11 protein-coding genes and 1 tRNA gene are annotated in these 12,562 nt (G+C 45.7%); 6 read left to right on the forward strand and 6 right to left on the reverse strand.

The window, feature by feature from the left end; all coding sequences use genetic code 11:
* Positions 1–73 precede the first annotated feature (73 nt).
* Positions 74–2,026, forward strand: coding sequence for a hypothetical protein (locus HDC91_RS16090; RefSeq protein WP_183553898.1), 1,953 nt, complete (start codon positions 74–76; stop codon positions 2,024–2,026).
* Positions 2,027–2,126: 100 nt separating this feature from the next.
* Complete coding sequence (locus tag HDC91_RS16095) at positions 2,127–2,867, forward strand: GDSL-type esterase/lipase family protein (RefSeq protein ID WP_183553900.1); 741 nt, start codon at positions 2,127–2,129, stop codon at positions 2,865–2,867.
* 44 nt (positions 2,868–2,911) lie between these two features.
* Here HDC91_RS16095 and der read toward each other — a convergent pair whose 3' ends face one another.
* The gene (gene der, locus HDC91_RS16100) at positions 2,912–4,213 is read right to left on the reverse strand and encodes a ribosome biogenesis GTPase Der (protein WP_183553902.1); all 1,302 of its coding nucleotides are present in this window, start codon (positions 4,211–4,213) and stop codon (positions 2,912–2,914) included.
* 120 nt (positions 4,214–4,333) lie between these two features.
* Complete coding sequence (era, locus tag HDC91_RS16105) at positions 4,334–5,209, reverse strand: GTPase Era (protein WP_183553904.1); 876 nt, start codon at positions 5,207–5,209, stop codon at positions 4,334–4,336.
* Between the two features lie 146 nt (positions 5,210–5,355).
* Between era and HDC91_RS16110 the strand changes: the two genes are divergently transcribed.
* Both HDC91_RS16110 and HDC91_RS16115 read left to right on the forward strand, forming a co-directional pair.
* Positions 5,356–5,428: transfer RNA gene (locus tag HDC91_RS16110), tRNA-Met, on the forward strand.
* Between the two features lie 523 nt (positions 5,429–5,951).
* Positions 5,952–6,092, forward strand: a complete 141-nt coding sequence (locus tag HDC91_RS16115; protein WP_183553906.1) for a hypothetical protein — start codon at positions 5,952–5,954, stop codon at positions 6,090–6,092.
* A 391-nt stretch (positions 6,093–6,483) separates the two neighbouring features.
* On the opposite strand, the gene HDC91_RS16120 is transcribed toward HDC91_RS16115, so the two are convergent.
* On the reverse strand, positions 6,484–7,506 hold the full coding sequence (locus HDC91_RS16120) for an AI-2E family transporter (protein WP_183553908.1): 1,023 nt from the start codon (positions 7,504–7,506) through the stop codon (positions 6,484–6,486).
* Positions 7,507–7,730: 224 nt separating this feature from the next.
* Between HDC91_RS16120 and HDC91_RS16125 the strand changes: the two genes are divergently transcribed.
* Positions 7,731–8,921 carry a DUF1624 domain-containing protein gene (locus tag HDC91_RS16125; protein ID WP_221262206.1) on the forward strand — a complete coding sequence of 397 codons (1,191 nt, stop codon included), beginning with the start codon at positions 7,731–7,733 and terminating at the stop codon, positions 8,919–8,921.
* Positions 8,922–8,934: 13 nt separating this feature from the next.
* Here the strand turns inward: HDC91_RS16125 and HDC91_RS16130 are convergent, their stop codons facing one another.
* Together HDC91_RS16130 and HDC91_RS16135 are read right to left on the reverse strand one after the other, a co-directional pair.
* A complete protein-coding gene (locus HDC91_RS16130) occupies positions 8,935–9,354 on the reverse strand; it encodes a hypothetical protein (protein WP_183553910.1) in 420 nt (139 codons plus the stop codon).
* A gap of 97 nt (positions 9,355–9,451) precedes the next feature.
* Entirely contained in the window at positions 9,452–10,339 is an 888-nt protein-coding gene (locus HDC91_RS16135; protein WP_183553912.1) for a dienelactone hydrolase family protein, read from the reverse strand.
* Positions 10,340–10,457: 118 nt separating this feature from the next.
* On the opposite strand from HDC91_RS16135, the gene HDC91_RS16140 reads away from it, so the two are divergent.
* Positions 10,458–11,048 (forward strand): TlpA disulfide reductase family protein, encoded by a 591-nt coding sequence (locus HDC91_RS16140; protein ID WP_183553914.1) that lies wholly within the window; start codon positions 10,458–10,460, stop codon positions 11,046–11,048.
* A gap of 7 nt (positions 11,049–11,055) precedes the next feature.
* Here the strand turns inward: HDC91_RS16140 and HDC91_RS16145 are convergent, their stop codons facing one another.
* The gene (locus HDC91_RS16145) at positions 11,056–12,384 is read right to left on the reverse strand and encodes a BamA/TamA family outer membrane protein (protein ID WP_183553916.1); all 1,329 of its coding nucleotides are present in this window, start codon (positions 12,382–12,384) and stop codon (positions 11,056–11,058) included.
* Between the last annotated feature and the right edge of the window lie 178 nt (positions 12,385–12,562).

The raw sequence follows: 12,562 nt of genomic DNA on the forward strand, positions 1-12,562 counted from the left end.
AATATTGATACATAAATTACATTTATTGCCGCCGTTATTGATTAGGTGTATATTAGTACACACCTATTCAATTATGAGAGCATCTACTATCGGTAAGCAGGCAGCCTTCATTATCATCGCCTTTCTTTTTCTTATCCCGGTAAAATTATTTGCACAGGCCGAGCTGATGCCTTACGGTAATTTAAACGGCATCCGCGTTAAGGGGCAATTAATGCCGTTTAATACCAACCTAACGGTTGTTGGCGAAAGCTGGGCCAAAATAAAGTTTACCGCCAAAGAAGTGCAGCAGCCGAAATTTAAAAGGGACGGTAATTCCGGGATTGTAAACACGAATATAGATAGCCTGTATTTTACGGAAACCGTTGAGGATATCGGCCGTGGGAAAATTCGCCTAAACATTAAATGCGAGGTAAAGAAAGATACTGTTATAAAAGGCGTTTATCTTGGCATAAGGCTGCCCAAATATATTTATGATAACAGCATAGTTAAATTAAAAACAGTAACCAGCGGCCCGGTAATATTAAAAACCGAGCCCGGGTACAATGTTGATTATAGCAATGAGCTAACTTTTACAGCCCCCGCTCAAAAATTTTATATTAAACTGAAAGAAGCTTCGGTTATTTTGAGACAGGATAGCAGCAAGAATAAAAAATACATCCAGCTTTATTTGCCCATATGCACCGGGATATTACATAAGGGAGACGTATTTGAAAAAACCTATACTATAAAAGCCGATGGTAAAATTGACGACTTGCCCGCTGTGCTGCAATTAGACAGCGCTGCAACCGGCAGCACCTTCGCGGGCCTGGGTGGAAACTTCCGGCTACAGAACATGCAAACCGATCCGCAGGTTATTGACTATTGCCTGGCCAACCTGCGCGTTGCCTGGGGCCGGGTTGAAATGCCCTGGAGAAATTGGCAACCCGATAGAGATGCAGACCCCACAGCCCGGGCCGATAGCGGTAAACTGAATGAACATGTGAAAAGATCAATGGAGATGGCGCAAAGGCTGGGGAAGATGAATATTCCGGTTATACTGTCGGCGTGGGCGCCGCCACAATGGGCCGTAGTTGGGCCGTTACAATACCGGCCCAACGCTGCAGGCATTTGGGGAAACCCGCTTAATAAGGCAAATATGCCGCAGATCTATAAATCAATTACCGATTACATCTTATATTTAAAATCACATTACGGTGTAGAGGTAAAATATTTCTCGTTCAACGAATCGGACCTTGGAATAAACGTACGACAAACCGGAGAAGAACATGCCGCTCTTATAAAAGGATTAGGCGCTTACCTGGCATCAAAAGGCGTGGGTACAAAATTGTTGCTGGGCGATAACTCTGACGCCACCACCTACAAATTTATTTACCCGACCATGAATGATGCTGAAGCGCGGAAGTATATCGGCGCGGTATCATTCCACTCGTGGCGCGGATGGGACACGCCAACCCTGCAAAAATGGGCCGAGGCTGCCAAAACGCTTAATGTGCCGCTCCTGGTAGGCGAGGGTAGCATTGATGCAGCCGCCTGGGCTTACCCGGCTTACTTTGAAGAGGAGTCTTACGCGTTGGAAGAAATAAACCTGTACACGCGCTTATTGGCCATTTGCCGGCCTTTATCCATCTTGCAATGGCAGCTCACTGCCGACTACTCCCCTTTAACCGGCGGGGGTATTTTTGGCAACGAAGGCGAATTAAAGCCTACGCAGCGGTTTTGGCAACTGAAGCAACTTGCATCAACACCCGAAGGGATGATTTACCGGCCAATTACTGCCGATAGACAGGATATTTCGTGTGCGGCGCTGGCTAATGCCGCCAATGATCGATACACCTTGCACATTGTAAATAATGGTGCTGCCCGGGAGATAACGATAAAAGGCTTGCCAAATACCGTTAAGCAGCTTACGGTTTATTTAACCGATAAAAGCCACGGGATGAAGAAAAGTAAGCAAATTAAGGTTGCCAACCACGAAGCCAGCTTTAAACTGGATGCCCGCTGTTTTACCACGCTAATGACGAATTAAATGACCCATGGTGTTTACATCGGTAAGTTCAAATTTCGGGTAAGTCTTTTTATGTTTTAGATATAGATTGTACATTTGGGACTCATCTACCATTAACCCTATGAAAATTGCCCGCCTGTTAACCATCCTGTTATTATTATCAGCCCCCGTATTTGCCCAGCAAAAAGCGGATTCGTCCAACAAAGCAGCAATACCTGTTCCTGAAGATTTTAGAGATGACTGGGCCAACCTGCGCCATTACGAAGCAGAAAATAAAACCCTGGGCAACCCTGCGCCGGGCGAAAAGCGCGTTGTTTTTTTGGGTAGTTCGGTTTTCGAATTCTGGAGAACACGGTTGCCGGAATACTTTGCCGCGCACAAAAACTACATAGACAGGGGCATTAGCGGGCAGATAGCGCCGCAGCTGCTACTGCGTTTTCAGCAGGATGTTATTGCCCTTAAGCCAAAAGCTGTAATAATATTGGCAGGGAGCAATGATATTGCAGGGACTACCGGGCATGTAACCAACGAGCGTATCCTGAATGATATCAAATCAATGGTTGAGTTATGCCAGGTTCATAAAATTACGCCGATATTATGCGCTTATGTACCTATTAACGAGTATCCCTGGCGTAAAGGCTTAGAGCCGGCCGAAAAGATCATCAGCCTGAACAAGGCGATAACGGCCTATGCCGCGCAAAATAAGCTGATATTGCTTGACTACTATACCCCGCTGGTGGATGATAAAAAAGGCACCCGGCCAGATCTTACCCTTGATGGCGTACACCCCAATGCCGCGGGGTATAGGATAATGGCCAAAGTTACCGACGAAGCCATAGCCAAAGCGCTTAAACAAAAATAGCGATGGTTTTGGCCATCGCTACAATATGTGATCCTTAATTTTTCTTACTTCTGCCTGAACCAAACCTGTATAGGCGCACCCGAAAACTCGAAATGCTCGCGCAGCTGGTTTTCTATAAAACGGTAGTATGGCTCCTTTACATATTGCGGCAGGTTGCAAAAAAACGCGAACATGGGCGATGAGCCTGTAATCTGCGTAACATATTTGATCTTTACATACTTGCCCTTAATTGATGGCGGAGGATATTTTGCTATAACGGGCAGCATTACCTCGTTAAGTTTGCTTGTTGGTATTTTACGGGCGCGGTTAGCATAAACCTGGTTAGCCACGTCTATTACCTTTAGTACACGCTGTTTTTCTAAAACGGAGGTGAATACAATAGGCACATCGGTAAACGGCGCTATCTTCTGGCGTATCTGGTCTTCAAATACCCTGATGGTTTTGTTATTCTTTTCTATCAGGTCCCATTTGTTCACTACGATCACAATGCCTTTTTTATTCTTTTCGGCCAGGTGAAAAAGGTTCACGTCCTGCGCTTCAAGTCCTTCTACTGCATCAATCATAATGATCACCACATCTGCTTCTTCCAAAGCCTTAATGGTGCGCATCACCGAGTAAAATTCAATATTCTCTTTTACCTTGGTTTTTTTCCGCATCCCGGCAGTATCAATCAGCATAAAATCATGACCGTACTGGTTATAATGGATGTGGATAGAATCGCGCGTGGTGCCCGCAATTGGGGTTACAATATTGCGCTCCTGGCCAATAAGCGCATTGATGATGGATGATTTACCTACGTTTGGGCGACCGATTATGGCATATTTAGGACGCTCGTTCTCCTCAAACGGCACATCCTCAAAATGGGTAACAACCTCGTCAAGCAATTCGCCCGTACCAGAACCGGTCATTGACGATATGGTGTAGATCTCGCCTAAGCCCAGGCTGTAAAACTCAGTAGCGTCGGCCAGGTTGGCGTTGTTATCCAGTTTGTTGACAACCACAAATACCGGTTTTTTGCTTTTACGCAGCAGGTTGGCAATTTCGTCGTCAAGGTCGGTTATGCCGGTGGTTACATCCACCATAAATAAAATTACGGTGGCCTCTTCAATGGCAATTAACACCTGTTCGCGAATGGCAACCTCAAAAAGCTCTTCGGAATTGGCTACATAACCGCCGGTATCAATAACCGTAAACTTTTTATCTATCCACTCGGATGTGCCGTAATGCCTGTCGCGGGTTACGCCGCTAAAATCGTCAACAATAGCTTTACGGCTTTCGGTTAAACGGTTGTATAAGGTACTTTTGCCAACGTTTGGCCTGCCTACTATAGCTACTATGTTACTCATGTTGATTTTAGATTTTAGATTTACGAATTACGATTGGTAAAACCGTAAGCTTAATCCATGCAAATTTACAAACCCGATAAGTATCAATCTAAAATCGTAATTCGTAAATTGTAATTCAAATTATTCGTACCCAAACTTTTTCAGGTAATTTTTCTTGCTGCGCCAGTCGGGGATAACCTTTACAAACATTTCCAGGAATATCTTCCGCTGAAAAAAATCCTCCATATCCCTGCGGGCATACGTGCCCACAATTTTCAGCATTTCCCCTTTGCTGCCTATAATGATATTTTTTTGCGAATCGCGCTCAACAATAATTTCCGCACTGATGCGATATAGCTTATCGCCCTCAACAAAGGCGGTTACTATTACCTCGGTACTGTAGGGTATCTCTTTTTTATATTGCTTAAAAATTTGTGCGCGTATCATTTCCGACGCGAAGAAGCGGTCGTTTCTGTCGGTAAGCGCGTCCTTCTCATAATAAGCAGGATGCTCGGGCAGGCTATCCAACACAAAATCCATTACGGCTTTAATGTTATGGTCATGCAGGGCCGATATGGCGTAAATGGCCTTTGGCGCAAGCTTATCCTGCCAGTATTCTACCTTTTCTTTTACTTCCTCCTCGCTCGAAAGGTCTATCTTGTTGATAAGCACAACCAGCGGAGCTGTGGAGCCTTCCAGCTTTTTAATAACATCCTGCTCGTTAAACTCTTCGTGTATATCGGTAACCAGCAGTATCAGGTCGGCGTCAACAATAGAGCCATCCACCTGGTGCATCATGCTTTCGTGCAGCGCATAGTGCGGTTTAATGATGCCCGGGGTGTCCGAAAACACGATCTGGTAATCGTCGGTATTAACAATCCCCAGTATGCGGTGGCGGGTAGTTTGCGCCTTGGGGGTGATGATAGACATTTTTTCGCCCACCAATGCGTTCATAAGGGTTGACTTACCCGCGTTGGGCTTACCAATTATACTTACAAAACCTGCCTTATGCGCCATAAAAAAATAATTAAAATATTATTTGGACTGCAAAGAAACGAATTATATCTTTGCAGTCCAATTAAAAGAAAGCGCAAATTGCTTTTTTGACAATTGAAACAAACATTTCGGAGTTATGCCCGTTATGTAACATACCAAATAAATAGTGCGGGATGGAGCAGTTGGTAGCTCGTCGGGCTCATAACCCGAAGGTCGTAGGTTCGAGTCCTGCTCCCGCTACCTCAAAACCACATAATAATTGACAGTCAATTTATTATGTGGTTTTTTATTTAAAAACGGTGCAATTCAGGTACCACCCCGCACTAAGCACCAGCAATTACATTGATAAAGTCACCTTTACTTGTTCCGATCAGGTCAAATGCAGGCCTGGTAATGCTGTAACATGCCATTACTGTAACATACAGTTTACTATTTCTTGATCTCGTTATCCCCCTATGTCAACAATTCGTCCGGTCTTTGGCACTACGCCGTGTCTTCATCGTCGTCGCTTTTTCCCGCCGAAAACCCGCATCAGGGTGCTGATCAGGCCAGTCTTAGAAAAGGTATCCAGCAGCGGATTTTCGGGCCTCTGCATTTCTCCAAGGTCTATCCCAGTGTTGAGTTGCTTCGGATACAGGAGAATAAAACTGCGTTCTTCGAAATGCCGGAGCATCCTGTTTCCTGTTGCAGCCCCAGAAAGACAGTGCTAGCAGCGCTATGGCAAGTGATTGACGTATCCTCATGACTCAAAACTATAAAAATAATGAACCCACTGAAAAACGGCTATTCGGTGTACTCGGCCAGCACCACAACACTCAATATCATAGGGCAGCGATGCTGCGATGCACCTGAACCAGTGCCGGTGTTACATAAAAAAGGAAATTCCAGGAGCAGAAACAACTAGTGTGGTGAGCAGCATCAGCCAGTCTCCGTCCACGTAACCGGTAAATACAACCGACAAGTGTTGTCGGGATGCCCGAAAGCCTGCAAAAGCTGATCAATGTGCGATTTAACCCCCTCTTCCTCTGTAAGAAAGTGAAGCGTAAAGGGTAGTCGTAAAGTCGTAGTACGGGAGGCCAGAGAGCCAGAGGGCGATGCCGGCAAAGATTTGCAGTGCTGGTGTGGTGATCGCACTGCCGCCATTTCCAAACAGGCCGGAAAGAAAGCCCACGATCGCGCCGGTACCGTGGCCGATCAAAATTGTATACGATTTATAAACCGTATAAAAAAACCGAAATGAGAAAAGTTGTGGATATTAATTGCTTTAAAATGGGCGGCCAAAATCGATGGTCCGGCTACGCTTTTGCCTTGTGCAGGCCTTCGATATACATTTTATCCAGAAGCACCATCAGCACCGCTAGCAATGGCGTGGCCAATAGCAGCCCAAGCCCTCCAAGAAAATAACCAAGAATGACCTGCCAGAACAGCGTCAGTGCCGGTGGCAGTGAAACTGCCTTTTGATTGATCATCGGGGTAATGAGATAGCTTTCCAGCACCTGGACGGTGATATACAAAGCCATTACCAGTACGGCTTGCTGCGGTCCGGACAACAAAGCGATAAGTACTGCAGGTAACATTGCCAATGCCGGCCCCAGATTTGGCACAAAGGTTAGCGCCATTGCGATAAGTGTCAGTACTACAGGGATGCGCACACCGAGGACAAGGAGCCCCGCACACGTGAGTACGCCGACTACCAACATCGACAAAAACTTTCCTTTCAGCCAAGCGCATAAAGTCCGAAAGCACTCATCAATCAGCCCTTTAACCCTGCCTGCCCTATCTTTAGGAAAAAGGCGCAGGAACCCTTCTACATATAGCTTGGGTTGAGCGGCAAGGAAGACCGCCATAACGATTACAATAAAAAAGTTAGCGAGCGTCCCCAGTGTTGCCGAGAAAAATCCAGTAGACTTGGATATAATATCCTCCTTGTTTTGACGAACCAATTTGTCAGGATCATCTAATTTCTTCATAAGCTCATGCCCCCAGGAGGTATTTTCCAACTGGGCTTTAAGTTTATCCAGGGATTCAGGCACCGCAGTTTGCAGTTCTTCCGCCTGCTTGCTCAGTGACGGCGCCAGTAAGAATGCAATTCCGGCGATTAAAACAAGTAATGTCAAAAAGACTGTAGTGAGCGCTAACGGGTAGCTCCAGCCGCTGAAACGAGATAATTTATCTGCTAGCCCAATTAAAAGCACGGCCAGCAGCAGTGCGGCAAAACCCAGTAAAAACAATTGTGACGCAAAGCCAAATAGCAGCACCAACCCTATCAGGCAAATTACAATAAGAATTTTTTTGGCAAAGATTGTATACGTGTTCATAAATAGACAACGTGGATGGCTGGGTAATGTTTATATCCTCGGCTGTTGAGACCTTTTGACAAGATAAATTCTCTAAAAAATTAAAGATTCACCTATTGCCCGTGGTAGCTATTACACATACCAACCCGCTCTACATGTGGAACTGGTAAGCCCTAATATTAAATGACCCGAGGCTTTTTTATTTGTAAATTTTTGTATGTTAGTACTATTACGACACTAACACCTTGACAACAGTAACCCTTCCCGGAACCAGGTACCGCATTCAATCAATAGATATTGTACGCGGACTGATCATGCTGATCATGGCTATTGATCATACCCGCGATTTTTTTCATGCGGGCAGCCCAAGCCCCACCAATTTGGCTACAACAACGCCTATGTTGTTTTTTACCAGGTGGATAACCCATTTTTGCGCGGCCCTGTTTGTTTTTTTAAGCGGTGTTTCTGTTAACCTTGCCGGCACCCGCCGAACGAAGAAACAACTAAGTATGTTCCTGATAAAAAGGGGGCTTTGGCTAGTTGGGGTAGAATTTGTGCTATTGACGTTCGCTATTACGCTTGACCCTTTTTATCACATCCTTATCTTCCAGGTTATTTGGGTTATGGCGGTAAGCATGATCGTTTTGGGCCTGCTGATATGGCTGCCTTTAACCGTTATAGGCACTATAGGCGCGCTGCTGTTTTTCGGGCACGATATCCTTAATTTTTTACCGTTACCCACCGAAGGTACGAGTGGCTTTTTATGGAAGTTTTTCTTTACGGCTGCGGCGTTATTCCAGCCGGTAGATAAAACCCACTCCCTTTTGGTGCTTTATACCATAATGCCCTGGATGGGGGTGATGTTTATGGGTTATGTACTGGGGCAGGTTTACAAACCCGGTTTTGATGCGCTAAAACGCCGGAAGACATTGTTAACCTGCGGCATAGGGCTTTTGGCATTATTTGTTATTTTAAGAACATTTAATATTTACGGCGAACCGGTGCCATGGGCTGTTCAAAAAACATTCGCCTTATCCGTCATCTCCTTTTTTAACGTAAGCAAATACCCGCCATCATTAATGTATCTGTGCATGACCATAGGGCCGGGGTTGATCATGCTTGGCATGATAGAGCGGACGAACAATGCCTTTACACGCTTTTTAAATGTTTACGGCCAGGTACCTTTCTTTTACTATGTGCTGCACTTTTACCTGCTCAGGGTTTTTAATATCATTTTATTTTTTGCGCAGGGCTATACTACAAAAGATATTTTTACCCCCAACTCCCTGATGCTTTTTCGCCCGGTTAACTACGGCGTAAACCTGTTTGGGGTTTATGTGGTATGGCTGTTGGTTATCCTGACGCTGTATTTGCCCTGCCGATGGTTTAGCAAGTACAAACAAACGCACCGGCAATGGTGGTTAAGTTATTTGTAGCCTCTCCGCCGGGTCACTCTTTTTCTGCCGACCAAATGCCGGGATCTTCAACTGATCCATCGCTTGAACCGGTCCAGGTGCCATGCATTTTTGTGCCATTGTCGGTTACGTTCATGGTGTACACAACGGGCTCAATATTGCCGGTTATCACTTTCGAATGCATGGTAAGTACTTTTGTTTCGGTATTGTAACTGCCTGTTACATCATCAGTACCGGTTGATTGCCCGTCGGTAGCGTCCCATAAAAAAAGCCCGGTATATCCGGAACCTTCCTGTTTAAGGGTAAACGAGCCTGTCCAGTGGCGGTCGTCGTTACCAACAGCGCTGGTAATATTCCATTTGCCGGCTAACGATGGCTCGGGCTGTGTTTTTGAACCGCACGATGCCATAAATTGTATAACAAATACAGATAACAGGATTTTTACTATACGCATGATCGATGATGTAAAGAATTGGTTTACAAGTTAAAGGTAGATAAACACATTAAGCTTTTAGCATGGGCAAGATTTTTTTATTGATAACTCCCGCCGTTCATCCCAACTGTTCGTTGAAAAATTCTATCGTCCGTTTCCAGGCAAGCTCGGCGGCGGCTTTATCGTAGCGTGGCGTGGTATCGTTATGGAAGCCATGATTAACGCCTTCGTAAATGAAGGCCTGGTATTTTTTGCCATTAGCCTTAAAGGCAGCTTCATAAGCGGGCCACCCTGCCGTGATGCGCGTATCCAGTGATGCGTAATGCAGCATCAGCGGGGCTTTAATTTTGGGTACATCTTCGGTAGCAGGCTGGCTACCGTAAAACGGTACAGCCGCCGCCAGGTCGGGAATGCGTACAGCCATCATATTAGCTATGCCGCCCCCAAAACAAAAGCCTACAACGCCTACCTTTCCGTTACAATCCTTATGTTTTTTCAGATATTCATATGCGGCTATAAAATCTTCTTCCATTTCTGCCTTATTGCGCTGGGCCTGCATTTCGCGGCCTTTATCGTCATTACCCGGATAGCCGCCCAGGGGTGTCAAAGCATCGGGCGCAAGCGAAATAAAGCCTGCCAGGGCGGCCCTTCGGCCAACGTCTTCGATATAAGGGTTCAACCCGCGGTTTTCGTGAACCACGATGATGCCGCCGAGCTTCTTTTTAGCGTCAGCAGGTTTTGAAAGTAACCCTTTAATGGTTCCGCCGCCTTTTGGCGAGGGGTAGTTGATATATTCCGATTTTAAGCGCGGATCATCAGCCTTAACCTGGATGTTCCCCTGGTAATCGGGCATTAAAAAACTCATCAGCGCGGGTACGGTTACCCCGCCCACGGCATACAGTGATAGTTTTTCTAAAAACCCGCGGCGGTCAAGCCGGTTGTGCGCATAATCATCATACAGGTCAAAAACTTCCTGTTTGATGTCTTCCTTCTTTATCTGGCTCATAGGTAATTGGTTTACTCAAATATAATCATTCGCAGTAAGCTATCGGCAGGGAGCGCATTTACTTTATATTTGTATCTATCCGGATACGTACATAAACCGCAACCGGGAATATCACCTTATGAAGTTTCAATTCCTTAATAAGTTAACCCTGTCCCGTTTAATAAACGCGTTATTTATTGTGGTGATCGCCTTGCTTATTTTTAACCCAAAGGCGAAAGCTGTAATGATACAGGGCCTGATGAAGATCGGGTTATTTCAGCCTGATATTGCAGAAAGCGTAACGCCGGCCGGCACTACGGCTTTACCCGCAGTTGTTTTTGAGGGTACTGATGGCAAGGCCGTTAATCTTGCCGATCACAAGGGCAAGGTCATCTTCATCAACTTTTGGGCAACCTGGTGCCCGCCGTGTATTGCCGAAATGCCCACCATTAACGCGTTACATGAAAAATTAAAAAATAACCCGAACATTGTTTTTATGACAGTAGATGCAGACGGCAATCTCGACAGGTCTGCAATGTTTATGAACAAGCACCATTACAAGCTGCCGCTTTACAAAGCCGGCACAGAAGTACCGCCCGGCATGTTTGGCAACACCCTGCCCACCACCGTTATTTTTGATAAGAGCGGAAAAATGGTATTCCGCCACGAAGGGGCGGCCGATTTCAGCAATCCTAAAGTATTGGCTTACTTACAAGAGATAGCAAATTAGCAAGTGTTTAAAAAGCCTCGTTTAAGCCCAGGAAGAATCCGCGCTGCCCGTAATTGCCCCATGCATAATCAAGGCACAGGTTGGTGCGTGTGTGCTTGTTAAATAAAATACGCAACCCCGCGCCGCCACCGGTCTGCCATTGCTCAAATAGCTTGGTACCCAAGCCATTATCGCTGGCGGTTTGAACGTTAACAAAGGCAACGCCGCTTAAAAACTTGTTTGCGGTTATGGGGAAACGGTACTCAATTTCAGAATAATCGTACTGGGGCGATTTAAAATAGCCCCCAACATATCCTCTGCCGCTGCGGTATGAGCCGTCCTTACCGGTGCCGGGCAGTTCCAGGTATGGCAGCGCGCCGTTAAGCACATAAGCCCCCCAGTTCCAAAACGCTATTACGTGTTCGGGGTGGCTGGACGAAAGGCTCCAGTATTTCCGGAAATCGGTAGTAAACAATAACGCGTTTTTTGTACTTCCCATCCAGGTTTGGTTAGCCCTAATGCCTGCATCAACATAAATACCTTTGTAAGCCCGGTTCTGGTTATCACGCGTGGTATATTGAATATTAAACAGCAACCCGTTCGACATGTATTTATCCCTGTCGAACCCGTATCTGTCGCTGTAAATGTTGTAAGGTGTTAGCTCGGCATCTGTGCGTTTGTTCTCGATCTTCCTTCTGATATCAAACGATACGCCCGCACCCAAAAACAAGTTCTTTTGTACTTCTTTATATACCTTTTCCCTGAAATTATAGTATTGCGAATTAAAAACATACCCCTTGCGTTCCGGGTCGGTCAGCGCGTGGTCGGCAGGGCTGGCGTCCGACCCCTGGCCTATCCCTAAACCAAAATCGGGCGTAACACTTTTAGCTGCTACCAGGCTGCCCTGAAAGTTCCACCTGTTGCCGGGGGTGTAAACATTATGGTTGATATAAAAATATAAAATGCCTTTGGTGGTGATAGATGCTGATGTTGCAGCTGCCGACATATATGTCCCCGGTTCGTTACCCAACACGCGGCCGGCTACGGCCTTAATCCCTATTTGCGAGCCAATGGTTGGGTTTGAAGCAACATTTGGTATAATAGTTATGCCCGATCGTTTTTTTAGCGAGTCGGTTTTTTTACCCGGATGGAAAACGGCCTTGAACAGATCGCCCACATCATATTGCGACGACAGGTTGTCTGCGCGTTTCTGCACCTTTATGGTATCCCTTTTTACAGTGTCGGCAGGCCGCGGTGTATCCTGGCCGTATGCAAGGGTGGCAATGCCCGTAAATAACGGCAGTATCAATATCTTCAGTAATAATTTAAAAACGGATGGCTTTGATATGTTTTGCATCAGCGATATAGCTCTGTAAAATAACTCTAAACTACAGAATGGCATAAATGTTACGCGAACCGGTATTTTTTGACCTTTAAGTGATCATCCTGCAATAAAATGCGAAGTACGCCCATTTATTTTAAAATGCTTACACAAAGGCGCAAAAAATTTCATTTTACCCCGTAACGATTGATCT

Source organism: Mucilaginibacter sp. AK015 (genome assembly GCF_014200785.1).
In the GTDB taxonomy this organism is placed as follows: domain Bacteria; phylum Bacteroidota; class Bacteroidia; order Sphingobacteriales; family Sphingobacteriaceae; genus Mucilaginibacter.